Raw genomic sequence first — 15,155 nt, 5'->3', positions numbered from 1 at the left:
CTGTGTCATTCCTCATGTAGACAAAATTTAAAATTATCCTTTTCGGTATTTGAGAATGCATCCGAGGATCGTGAGCATAATGAGAAGCGATACGGAGTTCGTAATCAGAAAGGCAAACCCTACGCCTCCGAGTGCCATATGAACGGCATACACCTCCATGAGTGCAATACCGGCCACAAGAAACAGGAATGTTTTATTATTGAGATCCTTAACGGATTTGGTCCGCAGAATTTGAATGATTTGTGGGATCCAGGCAACGGCCAGGATTAGCCCGCCAATAAGCTGCATGATTGCATATATCATCTAAAAGCTCTCCTGTCTGATCTTTTTGGGGTTAATATATGCAGCAGATGCCCAGAAACGTGAATGTTCTGCTTGATGTCTGTTAGAATAAGAAGTAATGGCAAAATATGACCTTCTAAGAAAAGAAGCTGAATTTGGAAAGGATGACATGATGCTGACGATTACGGAATTTCAGGTAGAACATATCAAGGACCCATTCCGCATTTTGGAGGGCAAGCGTTATGAGTATAAGCTGGACATTGAAGTACCGGAGGATGATGAGCTTTATTCGGAGAACGGACTGTTTGTTCGGGCTTTATACAGTGTCCAGGAGGATGGAGGCAAACTCGTTAAATACGACTTGTATGAGAAGTCAACAGAAGTCTACCTCGATTTTGACCTGGAGGACGATGAGGTACAGGTGATCGAGGCATTCTGTCGTGATCATCTGGGAGATGCTGAGGAATGAAGCATGTTGCTACGACCGTGCCCTACGGGTATGAACCGCCAAAAGAGCAGTACAAAGGTACGCTGATCTACTATGACATCTTTGAGGATACAAGCGATCAAGAATTGGATAAGGCGGAGAAAATAGCGGAGGAACGTAATTTCTCGCGATTTGTGTTGTACCCGCTGCATGAAGAAACGGTAAGACGTATGCTGAAGCATCCGGTCATAGCTTATTACAAACGGGAGCAGCAGCTTGAAAGCTGGAAGCAGGATCGCGGTTCTCAAGCGGTTATTGAGGGTTTTGAAGCGAAACGAAAAAAATATACCCCGATGGATTCAGCTCTGCGGCATCTGACCGAGAAATATCCTGCGCCGCATTTTCTTTACCTCACACCTGAGATGGCTAATTTATTTGCTTCCTATTCTTCATTTGCCGAATGGATCGTAAAGCTGCGTCTCATTTTGGCGGACAAGCCGGACGATCTGCACCCGCTGCTGGAGAAATACCGGAGCCGGTGGGATGTGGCAGGGGAACCGAAAGAAGAAGGATAGGCGTCTCAATCTGCAAAAGAAAGCCGGCAGTTCCCTGCCGGCTTTTTGTATGCCATCATACATGTTTCCAAAAAATGTACATGCAGTTGCTCATTCCTGTAAAGCCCGTTAAACTTAAGGGTAGTCGTTTTCATAAGATTTTAAGAAGCGATCGTATTCTCTTGAAAATTTCAAAACCATTTTCCAATAGATTTCGTTAGGAGTTCTTAAGTTTATGAGTGTAGAGATGATGACACTGGAACGGGCACAGCAGCTGCTGCAAACCTATTATGGCTATCCGGATTTCCGGGAAGGACAGAAAAGAATCGTCCTCAGTTTGCTCGATGGTAGCGACACACTGGGTATTATGCCGACGGGCGGAGGCAAGTCGATCTGTTACCAGATTCCTGCGTTAATGCTTCCTGGACTGACGCTGGTCGTTTCGCCTCTCATCTCGCTGATGAAGGATCAGGTGGATGCGTTGACCGCGATGGGCATCCCGGCTGCGTATATCAACAGCACACTGAGCGGCAAAGAGGTTAACGAACGGATTCGCGCGGCGAAACGCGGGGATCTGAAGCTGCTTTATGTCGCGCCTGAACGGCTTGAAGTGGATTGGTTCCGGGACGAGATGAACACGTTGTCCATTTCCTGCGTAGCGGTCGATGAGGCTCACTGCGTATCCCAGTGGGGGCATGATTTCCGGACAAGCTACCTGTCGGTGGCCCCATTCGTCCAGAGTCTGCCTGAGCGCCCGATCGTAGCAGCCTTTACGGCTACGGCGACACAGGAAGTTACGGGGGATATGGTTCGGCTCCTGCGCCTGGAGCAGCCGGAAGTATTTGTTACGGGTCTGGGCCGTGACAATCTGGCCATGTCGGTGCTGCGCGGAGAGAACAAGCGTGAGTTTGTGCTGAAGTACGCCGCAGTTCATGCACATGAGCCAGGGATTATATACGCTGCGACCCGCAAGGACGTAGATGATTTATATGAACGCCTGAGAAGTTCTGGAATTGCGGCAGGAAGATACCATGCCGGTATGACCGATGATGAGCGGGCTGCAAGTCAGGAAGCTTTTTTGTACGATGATATTCGGGTTATGGTGGCAACGAATGCTTTTGGCATGGGAATCGACAAATCCAATGTGCGGTATGTCATTCACTTCAATATGCCGAAAAACATGGAGGCTTATATTCAGGAAGCCGGACGTGCGGGACGTGACGGTGAGCCCAGCCAATGCATCCTGCTGTTCAGTGCCCAGGACATTATGACACAGAAGTTCTTGATTGAGCAGAACCCGCAGGAGTCGGAACGTAAAGCGAATGAATACCGCAAGCTCCAGCAGATGGTGGATTACTGCTATACGACGAGATGTTTGCGCAATGCCATGCTGGATTATTTCGGTGAAGAGCATCAGGATGAACCGTGCAAGATCTGCAGTTCATGCACGGATGAGCGTGAGCTGGTGGATATGACCATTGACGCGCAAAAGATCTTCTCATGCATTCACCGCATGCGGGAGCGCTTTGGCGTATCCATGGTGGCTTCTGTGCTTAAAGGCTCCCGCAATAAGAAGGTGCTCCAGTATGGATTCGATGATCTGTCGACTTACGGGGCGATGTCCAACCGGACGGAAAAGGAGATATCTGAGATCATCAATGTCATGGCTTCAGAAGGCTACCTGGTACTCTCCGAGGGGCAGTACCCGGTGCTGAGGCTCCAGCCGCCGGCAGCAGAGGTATTGAAGGGGCAGCGCCACGTGATGCAGCGCATGCCTGCCAAGGGAGTTACAGAGGCTGCGGGTGGCCGCTCCGGTGGCTCGCGCAGACATGACCATTCGCAATCGGCTGTCAATGAGACGGTATTCGAGCAGCTTCGTCTGATCCGGCGCGAGCTTGCGGGTAAGGAGCATGTACCTTCTTATATTATTTTTAATGATGCAACGCTGCGGGAGATGAGCGTGGTATGTCCGCAGACCGAAGTAGAAATGCTGAATGTTAAAGGTGTCGGCGAAGTAAAATTCCGCAAATATGGCCAGCCCTTCCTTGATTTTTTCCGGGAACAGGGCGAGGTTCAAGACGACAGCGATTATGAATAACAGAAGGAATGTGAATCCATGAAAGTCATTTTAACTACCCTGAATGCCAAATTCATTCATACTTCATTGGCGATCCGCCTTTTGAAGGCTTACAGTGAGCATGAGTTTGATATTGAGCTGACTGAATATACGATTAAGGATCCGGTGATGAATATCGTTTCGGATCTGTTCCAGCGGAGGCCCGACGTGATCGGCTTCTCATGTTACATCTGGAATATTGAAGAGACGCTAAGAGTCATCGACATTGTCCGAAAGGTCATGCCGGAGGTGAAGATTATCCTCGGCGGACCTGAGGTTTCCTATGACACAGGAATCTGGATGGATCGCGCGCGTGGTGTGGATTTCATCGTCATGGGAGAAGGCGAAGAGACGCTGCATCATCTGCTGCAGATGATCGAGGGAGACCGGAAGTATCATTTTGTGTACGGTATCGCTTATCGGAAAGGTGACGAAGTCATCATCAATCCTCCCCGTCCGAAAAGTGATCTGAATTTGCTTCCGACCCCGCACCGTTTTCAGGAGGATATTTCGAATCTCGGCAAGCGTATCGTTTATTTTGAAACGAGCCGCGGCTGTCCGTTCCAATGCCAGTTCTGCCTGTCGAGTATCGAAAATGGCGTGCGCTATTATGATATTGAGCGGGTCAAGGCTGACATCACGTATCTGATCGATAACGGGGCGAAGATCATCAAGTTTTTGGACCGGACCTTTAATATCAACCATACCTATGCGATGGAAATGTTTAAATTCCTGATTGAAAATAATCGGGGCTGCGTATTCCAATTTGAAATAACAGCGGATATTATGCGGCCCGAGGTGCTTCAGTATCTGGCGGACAACGCCCCGGAAGGCATTTTCCGGTTTGAAATCGGCGTTCAGTCCACGAATGATCCGACGAATGTGCTGGTGAAGCGCAGGCAGAACTTCGAAAAGCTGTCGCGGACCGTCAATATTATCAAGAACAGCGGAAGAATCGCTCAGCACTTGGATCTTATCGCTGGTCTGCCTGAAGAAGATTATGATACATTCCGTAAAACCTTTAATGATGTGTTTGCGCTCAGACCGGAGGAACTGCAGCTTGGATTTTTGAAGATGCTGCGGGGAACCGGGCTCAGAATGAATGCTGAAAAATACGATTATACGTATATGGACCAAGCCCCGTATGAAATTTTGGGCAGCCATAAGCTTTCATTCGGAGATATTGTCCGTTTGAAGCGGCTGGAGGATGTGTTGGAGAAATACTGGAATGCCCACCGCTTGGACCACACATTAAATTATTTAATGAAACATGAGTTTGAATCGCCATTCGATTTCTTCCAGGAGTTCGGGGATTACTGGGAAGGGCAGGACTGGCAGAAAATCGGCCACCAGCTTGAGGATTTATTCACCCGTTTGTCTGCGTTCCTGACGTACCGGGGAGTGAAACGGATGGATGTGGTGCTCGGACTGATGAAGCTGGATTATTTCCTCAACCATAAATATAAGCCGCGCAAAATCTGGTGGGATACACCGATTACGAAAGACGAGTGGAGCTTGTTTATGAGGACGGTTATGGAGCAGCCGGAGGCGGTATCGGGTAACTTCGCTGAGCTCCATTTGAGCGAACGAGAGCTGCAGAAGCATGCGGTACTTGAGGTGCTTCCGTTCTCTCTGAATGATGTGCTGGCAGGGGGAACAGGAGAGCCGCAAGAAGAAGAGGACCGTGAGAAGCAGCTGCTGATGGTGCTCTACCAGCAGGATGAAAGCGAACAGCCGATCTATTACACTATGAAGCTGTCATCTGCAGGCTCTGCTGCCCAGTAATAAAGCTGATCATTCAATGCATGCAAAAAATGCTCTTGGCCGTGAAGGAAGATCTTCACGGAACCAAGAGCATTTTCTTTTGTCCATCCCAATGGATGATGATATCATTCACACTTTAGCCGGGATATGCCGCTCCAGCCAATCCAGTACGTCGGCTGTAACCTCGTCCCGGTTAATCTCATTCAGCATTTCATGACGCCCTTCCGGATACAGCAGGCATTCCACATCGGAGACGCCAAGCTTGCGGTACACAGATTCCAGCCGGCGGACGCCCTTGCCGTTCATACCGACAGGATCCCGCTCACCGCTAAAGAGATAGACGGGCTTATTCCTCGGAATGCCCTCGTATCTGGCTGGCTGCTGTATTTCCTGAAGCAGACCGAAAAAATCCCTGAAAAAGGCGGTTGTACAGATTGCCCCGCAGAATGGATCCTCAATGTAACGGTCGACTTCATCCGGGTCCCGTGACAGCCAGTCAAACCGCGTACGAGACGGGGAGAAGGAGCGGTTGAATCCGCCGAAGACCATGGCATTCATCATCAGGCTGCGGTGTGTATCTCCCTGAATCGAGCGCTGGATGGAAGACAAGACTTTGCCGGCCTGCAGCATGCCGCGAGGTCCGTTGGTTCCGGATAGTATAAAGCCGTCGAAGCCTTCAGACTTCGTCATCATGATCTTTTGGACCAGGAATGAACCCATGCTGTGTCCCATCAGAAAGAGAGGAACCCCGGGATGATTGTCTCTCACCATCCTTCCCAGCTGCGCGAGATCCTCAACCATCAGCTGGAAGCCGTTTTCTCCAATATCTCCAAGCCGCTCGATCGAGCCAGCAGTTAGCCCATGACCGCGCTGATCAGGTGCATATACGGCAATACCTGCCTGAGTCAGAGCAGAAGCAAAGCGAGTGTAACGCTCCGCTGTCTCACACATGCCATGTGCAATCTGCAATACTGCCTTGATGGAAACTCCCGGATCGGGAAGCCACTTATACACATGTAATTTTGTTCCATGCGGGTCAGTCATCGTAAAGGTTTGCTCGAGCAATACCATCACTCCCTCATCATCCAATCGGAACCCATATTCTAATCTATGCTTCTTTCAGGAAGGGACGATCATCATTCCGGCAAATAAGAACGAAGTACAGTAGCCTGTCCTTCCAAAGTGTAGGAACCCAGATTTGCCGGAAGGAGGAAGCATTGGCCCGCTTTATATTCCATTGAGCCGTTGTTCCAGCTGAGTGTACCAGCGCCTTCGCATATAACAAGAATGGTGAAACTTTCTGGCGTGGTCTCCAGATTCCAAGATCCGCCCACTATTCCCTTTTCAACAATGAAGTAAGGAGACTGGGCAAGCTGGAGCCATTCCCCGGCGTTGAGTCCGTCTGTTTTCATGGTGGTGGCGCCGGAGCCTTCAAATGCGGTTACATTTAAGGAATCCTCAATATGAAGCTCGCGCGGCTTGCCGTCGAGTCCGGGACGGTCGTAATCGTAAATGCGGTATGTAGTATCCGAGTTTTGCTGGATTTCCGCTACGACTACGCCTGCACAGAGGGCATGGACCGTTCCGGCCGGAATATAGAAGGTGTCTCCGGCTTCAACAGATACCTCTTGCAGCGTATCCATTACGGTTCCATTTTCCAAAGCCTCTTTCATGCTCTCGCGTGTGACGCCATCCTTCAAACCGTAGATGATTTTGGCTCCGGGTTTGGCATCCAGCACATACCACATTTCGGTTTTGCCAAGCTCGCCTTTCGGGAGGCCTTCATAATCATCGGTTGGATGTACTTGTACCGAAAGATTGTCATTGCAATCCAGCAGCTTGATCAGCAGCGGAAAACGTCCGTTTTTTTCGGAAAAGCCCTTGCTGCCAAACCATTCCTTGCCCAGCTGCTCACGAATCTGGTCGAGTCCTTGCCCAGCCAGCTCGCCGTTCACGACAGAAGTCGTTCCGTTTGGATGATCGGCGATCATCCAGCCTTCACCGATATGTCCTTCGGGAGGGGTGAGCCCGAATTGCTCAAGGGCGCGGCCGCCCCAAACGCGTTCTTTGAATTCAGGTTGGAATTGTAATGGATAAGGTTGTGTCATAGTTGCATCTTCCTTTCATAGTGAAATAATCTGATTAATGAATTAAACCGCATATCTATCTATGTTAAGGTGCACATGATGAATGTGTCACTGCGGTCTACCGCTTTTTCTCAATGGCAATAACGTAAGGTGAATCACTGCGCTGGAGCTGTCTGTACATCACGGATTGATAGTGATCCTGCGGCAGACGGGAAGCCCATGCTGTAACAGCATCAGCTTCTGTTTCTCCGCCGGCATGGCCGGGGTAGAGCACCGCCGTAATGATACCCTTCGGTCGAAGCAGTAATAACGCTGCGTCCAGAGCGTGGAGAGTACTTTCGGTCTCCGTAATAATTTTCTTGTCGGCTTCCTGCGAAGGCAGGTACCCAAGATTGAACATGATGGCGCCGATGCTGCCCTGGGATTCGGGAGGAAGAGATTCCTTCATCCGGGCATGGCTGGCAAGGAACAGGGAAACGGAAGCCAAGCTGTCAGCCGGCTCCCGGGAGATACGTTCCTTTGCAAGCTCAAGTGCCTGCTCCTGGATATCAAAGCCGTAAATACGGCCTTTAGAGCCAGCTAATTTGGCGAGAAATACGGTATCGGCCCCTGTACCCACCGTGGCGTCTATGGCAGTATCACCCGGCTGTAAGCGGCCTTCAATCTGCTTGTGCGCGAAGCTGAGCACGGATAGAAAGCCCATTATGCGTTCCTCCAGTATTTACCCTGCCATGAGTCGCGTGATTTCAGCTCGGCATCAATGCCATTGAGCACTTCCCATTTCTTCATGCTCCACATCGGACCGATGAGCAGCTTACGCGGAGCATCGCCTGTGAGACGGTGGACGATCATTTCCGGCGGGAGCATTTCCAATGTATCGACGATCAGCTTGATGTATTCATCCTGTTCCAAAAACCGCAGGAGGCCGGCTTCATACTGCCGTACCATCGGCGTACCCTTCATAAGATGCAGAAGATGAATTTTAATTCCCTGCACATCCATCTTCGACACGGCACGACCGGTTTCAAGCATCATTTCATGAGTTTCCTGAGGCAGACCGTAAATGATGTGTGCGCACACCCGTATGTTGCGCTTGCGGAGCTTTTCAACAGCATCGATGAAGCACTGTGTGTCATGTGCGCGGTTGATTAGCTCGGATGTCGAGTCATGTACTGTCTGCAGCCCCATTTCTACCCAAAGGTATGTCCGCTCGTTCAACTCGGCCAGGTATTCGATGACATCATCCGGCAGGCAATCGGGACGGGTAGCGATGGATAAACCGACGACACCAGGCTGCTCTAAAATAACCTCATAATATTCCCTCAGCTCTTCAACCGGAGCATACGTATTGGTGTATGCCTGGAAATATCCGATGTATTTGGCTTGGGGCCATTTCAGATGCTGCTTGTCGCGTATATCATTGAATTGGGTTACAAGATCATCACGGCGTTTGCCGGCAAAATCACCCGATCCTCTGGCACTGCAGAAGGTGCATCCGCCTCTGGCGATTGTGCCATCGCGGTTGGGACAGGTAAAGCCTGCATCGAGCATGACCTTAAAGACCTTTTCGTCAAACACCCCGCGCATTTCGGTATTCCAGGTATGAAATCTTTTATCTCCCCACAGAAGCGGAGAGTCAGTTGTTGGTAAATTCATTCGAGGTACTCCTTTTATGCATGTAAACCAGGCTGCAACCCGGCAAGCTTTTCGATGATATATTCGCAATGAAAATAACATCAAAAAGAGGTTCGGCACTTCTGTGAAAGTACGCCCGAAAGGCGTTTTCTCTTCACTTGATCTATTGTAGCAAAAAAAATCTATAAAGGGTATGAGAGCACCGAAGAATCAAGTCATGATAGGCGAAAAACGGGCATATGATTTATTGAAATAACTTACACGAAATGTTATATTTATTTTAGCGTCAGCAGCTCTCATCTTGGGTAAATACATTATAGAATTCATAAAAGCATGACGTCTCGGCTACCATATGATCCGTGAGGTGATAATGATGAATTCTTTAACCGCAGAAGCTTTAGAGAAGGGTAAAATTGCCGTGGAATTGACTCCCGAGGAAGCGCTTGCGCTGACAGGCGTCAAATTTAACGGTAATCCAGAAGTGACGGCGGAGGCACGCCGCAAAATTCGAAAAGCCTTCGAAAAGACATTTGATTTTCAGTATCAAGATAGGTTAGACTAGCAACAATGAATTCGTTGGACCCCAATTCCAAATAGATATGGAAAAGGAATTCTGCGCCTTTCTGCTTACAGAGAGGCCGGGATTCTTTTTTCTTTTTTTCGGAGATACGACCCGCTTACGTGTAATTTGTTCGCAGGAGCTCTTTACATTTGGCCGCATCTTCGGCACAATATTGCAGTAGCTGTCCGCAGCAGAATTCCTTATATTGCTCGGATATCAGACAGTTCAGTATGAAAGCGGAGGTATATCATGCGTTTACGCGGCAGAAAAGGAATCCGGGAGAATCTGGAGGAGCAGGAAGGCTTCGTTATTCTCGATCCCCGGTCGTATAAAGGGAAATGGCATACATTATTCGGTAATGATCATCCCATTTATGTAGAGCTTGGTATGGGGAAAGGACAGTTCATCAGTCAAATGAGCTTCCGTAATCCCGACATTAATTTTATTGGTATCGATATGTACGATGAGCTGATTCGCCGGGCTAGTGAAAAGGCTCGCTTGGCCTGGTCCGAGCGCAATGTCGAGGATCCTCCGAATTTGCGTCTGGCTTTGGCAAATGTGGAGTTTCTGGAGGAAGTTTTTGCAGAAGGGGAACTTGAACGGATCTTCCTGAATTTCAGTGATCCTTGGCCAAAAGCAAAGCATGCACGCCGCCGTTTGACTCATCCGCGGTTTTTGGAGAAATATCGGGGTTTATTGAATGCAAACGGTGAAATTCATCTGAAGACGGACTCGCAGACTTTATTTGAATTTTCATTGAATGCCTTTGCCGACTATGGTCTGCAAATGACGAATATTTCGCTTAATCTTCACCGGGAAGGGCCTAATGAAGCGCATGTCATGACCGAATACGAAACGAAATTTTTCGGACAGGGCGTTCATATCCACCGCTGTGAGGCAATTGTGGGGGATGAGGCGCTTGAGCGTTATCAGGAGCACCGTCTCGACAATTACCGCATGCAGGACAAGCCGCAGGCGGGGGAGCAGCAGCCAGACCAAGAATAATGTCTGTATTTAAGAGAAGCTATTTATTCATCTATAAAAAGAAGGTGCCTTCCTATGAAGGCACCTTCTTTGATTCCAGCATATCAATGATGCTTTGCGCGCTTTCCATGGGGCGGTAAAGAGCGATGCTCTTCAACTGTTCCTCCCTGCGCTGGCGTATGACGTTCAGCTCGTTCATGAGCATTTTCATCCATTTAACGATGACTTCCAGGGAAGAAATAAGCTCACCTAAACCTTGGGCGGTGAAATATTGACAATTTTCTTCCTCTTGGCCCGGCAGGGGATGATGAAAGAGCATTGGAATGCCCTTCGCGAGTCCCTCGGTGCAAGTCATTCCGCCTGGCTTGGTTACGAGAAGATCAGATACCTCCATCAGCTTGTCCACTTCAAGCGTGAAGCCGATCAGACGGATGTTGGGATGATTATAACGCGGGTCCTGTTCAAGCTTCTTTAATACCTTTTCATTATTACCAAGACAGAAGAGAATCTGAACATCATCCCTCCAGCGGGTCAGAAAGTCATTGATGACCTCATCGCTCATGATACCCCAGCCGCCGCCCATCACCATCACGGTGGGCATATCCTTTAACTGAAACTTTTTACGGATATCTTCCTTTTCCGGATGCTCCCAAAAGCTGGGATGAACCGGAATGCCGGTCACTTTAATTCTGGCTGCCGGCACCCCTTGGTTGATCATCTTATTGCGCACCTCTTGGGTGGAGACAAGATACCGGTCGACCTCGGGGCTGATCCAGGTTCCATGGGCGTCATAGTCAGTAATGACCGTGCACAGCAGAATCTTTTCACCAAGACGCTTCAGACGTGATATGACGGCACTCGGGATCGGATGCGTGCATACGACAATATCCGGTCTGAGCTGGTTGACGACATTTTTCGTATGAGTATAAAAAATGCGGTGCAGCGCCAGTGTGGTTAACCGATTCAGCGATTTGTTATATTGATGGCGGTACATCATCCCGACCAGCCTTGGCTGGGAAAGCACGGTTTTTTTATATGCTGTAATGATTAAAGGTGCGACTTTTGGGTTCAAAAAACTGCCAAGTTCAAGGACTTTCGTCTGAACATTCGGTGATAGTTTGCGTAGACTGCTTGAGAGTGCGTACGCAGCTCGAGTATGTCCAGCACCAAAGCCTTCAGATAATAACAATACTCTCTTTTTTATCACTCTCAGTTCACCTGTTCCTGCTTGTTTTTCCATATATCCCAGATTATCGGCTTTAGGGCCACAATGCAACTGTTACTGCGGCTACAGATGTACCTATTATAGCGCCTGCAAGCACATCTGAAGGGTAATGTAGACCTAAATAGATTCGGGACACCCCTACCAAAAGGCCCAGCGGCAGAAACAGATATACCCATTCCGGATGTCCCAGGATCAAAGGAATTGCCAGAGAAAAGGCGGCCGTCGTGTGTCCTGACGGGAAGGAATGATCCTTAAGCGGATTGCGGAAGGTACGCGTACCCGGCAGGGCTAGATGGGGGCGCAGCCTCGGATACAGCTTCTTGGCAGCCGCGACAGGAACATGGCTGACTGCCAGGGAAAGGGCGGCCTGTGCACCGGACTTGCTCCAGGAAGAAGAGCCGAAGTACCAAATAAGTACACTGGAGGCAATGGTAAAGGTGGCTCCTCCCAGATTTGTAAGATAATAAAGCCAGAAATTGAGAAAACGGTTATGGAGACGTCCATTGATATATTGAAAAAGCTTCCTGTCGATCAGTATGAATCTCATGAGCAAACGTCTCATTCCATTCCCCCGTTTAATGCCTTGATCAGGCTGTATTTGAACTCGCGGCGGACCCGGATAGCTTCCACTTTTTATTAATCATATTTTCTATTCGTGTCTTTTTCAAGGCGGAAGTCCTGTATTCCGAGTAAAGGGGAGGTAATTTTGACTTCACTTTACAGAACCTTTACAATGATTCAAACAGCGGCAAACTGTTTAAGAGATCAGAAAGTAATTCTTCAAATGCGGCGTCTTAATTCCGCAAGAACAACTACCGCTTACGCGGTTAGTCTTCTGCTAGGGTACTCTGATGGATGTTTTCTTAAATAAAAGAATTGATATTCAGGATCAACTTTTTGTGGACTTATCTCGTTTATAAATATGCAATACGGTTATGATGTCAATTGATTAGTGAAATGATGATTAAAAAAGGAGGGACTAAAGAAATAAAAACTTGCTAAATAGCTGAAAATAAGAACTAACGGTCATGAATATAAGCTTGGAGTACCTCAGGCGGTCAGAATAACGCTTCTATTCCCCTTTTCAGGAAGATGAGGAGTTATTACGCTTTTGACAAAAAGCTGAAAACCGTGGAAAATCGATATGTCGTTCGAAGACATACCGAATAATTAATTTCGAATGCAAAGGGTCTTAAGGGTCATAGAAAAAAGAACCGTAAAAAAGAATCCGTAATCTACAGAGAGAAAATCGATTATGAGGGGTAAAAAAGGGGGGTTCTGAGAAACATGATAGACGCCATATTTATCGCGCTGCAAATTGTTCTGGCTGCGATCGGTGTATACCAGTTTGTGTTCTCGATTTTGGGTCTGCGCAGGAAAAAGAAAAAACAGCATTACCCGGCAACAAAGTCCTTCGCGGTGCTCGTAGCCGCCCATAATGAGGAGCAGGTCGTCGGAGCGCTGATGGAGAACCTGAAGCAGCTCGACTATCCGAAGGAATTGTACGATGTTTTCGTGATTTGCGATAACTGTACGGACAATACGGCGAAGATCGTCCGGGAGCATGGCATGAATGCCTGCGTACGCACGAACAACAATCTTCGCGGCAAAGGCTATGCCATCGAATGGATGCTTAAAGAATTGTGGGCTCTGCCTCGCCAGTATGACGCTGTCGTGATGTTCGATGCTGACAACTTGGCGGATGTGAACTTCCTGAAAGAAATGAACGACGATTTGTGCTCCGGCGCACGCGTCATTCAAGGATACATTGACACTAAGAATCCAGAGGATTCCTGGATCACGGCCGCTTACGGTATTTCGTATTGGTACATCAACCGTTTGTGGCAGCTTTCGCGCCATAACATGAATATGGCTAACTTCCTCGGCGGTACGGGAATGTGCTTTGAAACCAACCTGCTAAAGGAAATCGGCTGGGGAGCAACAAGTCTGGTCGAAGATTTGGAGTTTACGATGCGCAGCGTCAAACGCGGTGTGTATCCGAAGTTTAATTACGATGCCAAAGTATTTGACGAAAAGCCGCTGACATTCAAAGCCTCGGCAAGACAGCGTCTGCGCTGGATGCAGGGACACTTTACGGTTGCGCGCCGCTATTTCTTCCCTCTGCTGTGGCAGAGCATCAAGGAACGCAGTATAGTTAAGCTGGATCTTGCTTTGTATGGAGCTAACGTATACATCGTACTACTGACTTTCCTGATGACAGCAGTGATGTGGCTTGACAGCACGTTCTTCCACGGTCCGCATATTGCGAACCTGTACGGCTACCTGCCTGTATGGCTCAGCTTTACAGCTATTGCCGCGAACGTATTTACATTCCTGGCAGCCATGTTCCTGGAAAAGGTTACTTACAAGAAGGTGTATCTGTATCTGATACTCTTCCCGATCTACCTGATTTCCTGGTACCCGATTACGTTCTATGCGTTCTTCACGCAGAACAACAAGCAGTGGAGCCATACCGAGCATACGCGTGTGGTTCGTCTGGAGGAAGTACAGAGCAAGCAGGGATAAACTTGTCTTTTGAGGTTGACAACTGCCTTACTCATGTGTTAAAGTACTCAAGTACGTTAATAACAAAATGGATTTTCAAGCAGAAGCACCAGCTTCTCACCTGACTGACGAAAGTCTGCGGGTTATGGTCCGATGATTTATGAATGCGAAATTTCATGAAGAATTGATCATAGGGATGCTGGTAGATGACACCGGTATCCCTTTTTATTTTGCTTTGCAAAGAATAACCATTTGATCTGGAGGTGGACGGTTATCAGTAAGGAACATATGATTAATGACGAAATTCGGACAAAAGAGGTTCGTCTTGTTGGAGCGGACGGAGAACAAATTGGTATCAAGCCAACTCGTGAAGCTCTGCAGATGGCAGTGGATTTGAATCTTGATCTGGTGAATGTGGCGCCACAGGCTAAGCCTCCGGTGTGCCGCATTATGGATTACGGTAAGTTCCGTTATGAGCAGCAAAAGAAAGAGAAGGAAGCCCGTAAGAACCAGAAGATCGTTGATATCAAAGAAGTGTGGTTCCGAGCTAACATTGAGGAGCATGATTACCAAACCAAGCTTCGCAATGTCGTCAAGTTTTTGAATGAAGGCGACAAAGTGAAATGTTCTGTCCGTTTCCGCGGACGTGAAATCACTCACGCCAACATCGGCCAGAAGATTTTGGAACGCGTCAAAGCAGAGGTTGCTGAAATTTCTGCGGTTGAACGCCAACCGAAACTGGAAGGCCGTAGTATGATTATGATTCTGGCTCCTAAAGCCCAATAGTCCTGAGGAGGAAGTACAATGCCTAAAATGAAAACACACAGCAGCCTGAAAGGCCGCTTCAAAGTAACTGGTTCCGGTAAAGTAACTCGTTACAAAGCTTACAGAAACCATTTGCTTTCCCACAAGTCCAAACGCGCTAAACGTGTATTGGCAGGTAACCCAGAAATGGCTCCGGGGGATGTAAAACGCTTGAAACAAGGCTTGGCTAACTTGAAATAGTTAACAACA

Annotated in this window: 16 protein-coding genes; 9 read left to right on the top strand and 7 right to left on the bottom strand. The window is 48.3% G+C overall.

Translation table 11 applies throughout. The features are described 5' to 3' along the window. Positions 1-33: 33 nt before the first annotated feature. Positions 34-303 (bottom strand): PQ-loop domain-containing transporter, encoded by a 270-nt coding sequence (locus tag KJS65_RS21685; protein ID WP_136603983.1) that lies wholly within the window; start codon positions 301-303, stop codon positions 34-36. Between the two features lie 97 nt (positions 304-400). On the opposite strand from KJS65_RS21685, the gene KJS65_RS21680 reads away from it, so the two are divergent. From KJS65_RS21680 to KJS65_RS21665, 4 genes are all read left to right on the top strand, one after another. Continuing rightward, positions 401-751: a DUF6509 family protein gene (locus tag KJS65_RS21680; protein WP_374706206.1), complete on the top strand. Its 351-nt coding sequence runs from the start codon at positions 401-403 to the stop codon at positions 749-751. Further along, a complete protein-coding gene (locus KJS65_RS21675) occupies positions 748-1,284 on the top strand; it encodes a hypothetical protein (protein WP_213651942.1) in 537 nt (178 codons plus the stop codon). The genes KJS65_RS21680 and KJS65_RS21675 overlap by 4 nt, the downstream gene beginning before the upstream one ends. Positions 1,285-1,498: 214 nt before the next feature. Continuing rightward, positions 1,499-3,361, top strand: a complete 1,863-nt coding sequence (gene recQ / locus KJS65_RS21670; protein WP_213651941.1) for a DNA helicase RecQ — start codon at positions 1,499-1,501, stop codon at positions 3,359-3,361. Between the two features lie 18 nt (positions 3,362-3,379). Beyond that, positions 3,380-5,164, top strand: a complete 1,785-nt coding sequence (locus tag KJS65_RS21665) for a B12-binding domain-containing radical SAM protein (RefSeq protein WP_213651940.1) — start codon at positions 3,380-3,382, stop codon at positions 5,162-5,164. 108 nt (positions 5,165-5,272) lie between these two features. Here the strand turns inward: KJS65_RS21665 and KJS65_RS21660 are convergent, their stop codons facing one another. The 4 genes from KJS65_RS21660 to mnmL all read right to left on the bottom strand — a co-directional run bounded on the left by KJS65_RS21660 (position 5,273) and on the right by mnmL (position 8,886). Continuing rightward, a complete protein-coding gene (locus tag KJS65_RS21660; protein WP_213652341.1) occupies positions 5,273-6,208 on the bottom strand; it encodes an alpha/beta hydrolase in 936 nt (311 codons plus the stop codon). A gap of 71 nt (positions 6,209-6,279) precedes the next feature. Then, positions 6,280-7,251: a type I phosphomannose isomerase catalytic subunit gene (locus KJS65_RS21655; protein ID WP_213651939.1), complete on the bottom strand. Its 972-nt coding sequence runs from the start codon at positions 7,249-7,251 to the stop codon at positions 6,280-6,282. 97 nt (positions 7,252-7,348) lie between these two features. Beyond that, positions 7,349-7,933: a tRNA 5-(aminomethyl)-2-thiouridylate-methyltransferase MnmM gene (gene mnmM, locus KJS65_RS21650; RefSeq protein WP_213651938.1), complete on the bottom strand. Its 585-nt coding sequence runs from the start codon at positions 7,931-7,933 to the stop codon at positions 7,349-7,351. Beyond that, complete coding sequence (gene mnmL / locus KJS65_RS21645; RefSeq protein ID WP_213651937.1) at positions 7,933-8,886, bottom strand: tRNA modification radical SAM protein MnmL/YtqA; 954 nt, start codon at positions 8,884-8,886, stop codon at positions 7,933-7,935. Before mnmL ends, mnmM begins: the two co-directional genes overlap by 1 nt. Positions 8,887-9,238: 352 nt before the next feature. On the opposite strand from mnmL, the gene KJS65_RS21640 reads away from it, so the two are divergent. Together KJS65_RS21640 and trmB are read left to right on the top strand one after the other, a co-directional pair. After that, a complete protein-coding gene (locus tag KJS65_RS21640; protein WP_213652340.1) occupies positions 9,239-9,427 on the top strand; it encodes a hypothetical protein in 189 nt (62 codons plus the stop codon). Positions 9,428-9,676: 249 nt separating this feature from the next. Next, positions 9,677-10,432, top strand: coding sequence for a tRNA (guanosine(46)-N7)-methyltransferase TrmB (trmB, locus tag KJS65_RS21635; protein ID WP_213651936.1), 756 nt, complete (start codon positions 9,677-9,679; stop codon positions 10,430-10,432). A 52-nt stretch (positions 10,433-10,484) separates the two neighbouring features. Here trmB and KJS65_RS21630 read toward each other — a convergent pair whose 3' ends face one another. Both KJS65_RS21630 and KJS65_RS21625 read right to left on the bottom strand, forming a co-directional pair. Beyond that, positions 10,485-11,618 carry an MGDG synthase family glycosyltransferase gene (locus tag KJS65_RS21630; protein ID WP_244864709.1) on the bottom strand — a complete coding sequence of 378 codons (1,134 nt, stop codon included), beginning with the start codon at positions 11,616-11,618 and terminating at the stop codon, positions 10,485-10,487. 52 nt (positions 11,619-11,670) lie between these two features. Further along, the gene (locus tag KJS65_RS21625; protein ID WP_213651934.1) at positions 11,671-12,198 is read right to left on the bottom strand and encodes a phosphatase PAP2 family protein; all 528 of its coding nucleotides are present in this window, start codon (positions 12,196-12,198) and stop codon (positions 11,671-11,673) included. Positions 12,199-12,923: 725 nt separating this feature from the next. Between KJS65_RS21625 and KJS65_RS21620 the strand changes: the two genes are divergently transcribed. From KJS65_RS21620 to rpmI, 3 genes are all read left to right on the top strand, one after another. Continuing rightward, a complete protein-coding gene (locus KJS65_RS21620; protein WP_213651933.1) occupies positions 12,924-14,162 on the top strand; it encodes a glycosyltransferase family 2 protein in 1,239 nt (412 codons plus the stop codon). Positions 14,163-14,429: 267 nt separating this feature from the next. After that, the gene (gene infC, locus KJS65_RS21615; RefSeq protein ID WP_213651932.1) at positions 14,430-14,927 is read left to right on the top strand and encodes a translation initiation factor IF-3; all 498 of its coding nucleotides are present in this window, start codon (positions 14,430-14,432) and stop codon (positions 14,925-14,927) included. Positions 14,928-14,945: 18 nt separating this feature from the next. Then, the gene (gene rpmI / locus KJS65_RS21610) at positions 14,946-15,146 is read left to right on the top strand and encodes a 50S ribosomal protein L35 (protein WP_136603996.1); all 201 of its coding nucleotides are present in this window, start codon (positions 14,946-14,948) and stop codon (positions 15,144-15,146) included. Positions 15,147-15,155: the final 9 nt, after the last annotated feature.

This window comes from Paenibacillus sp. J23TS9, from assembly GCF_018403225.1.
Lineage (GTDB): Bacteria > Bacillota > Bacilli > Paenibacillales > Paenibacillaceae > Paenibacillus_AQ.
Note: the sequence above shows the minus strand (reverse complement) of the source record. Positions and strands in the feature narration are given on the sequence as shown.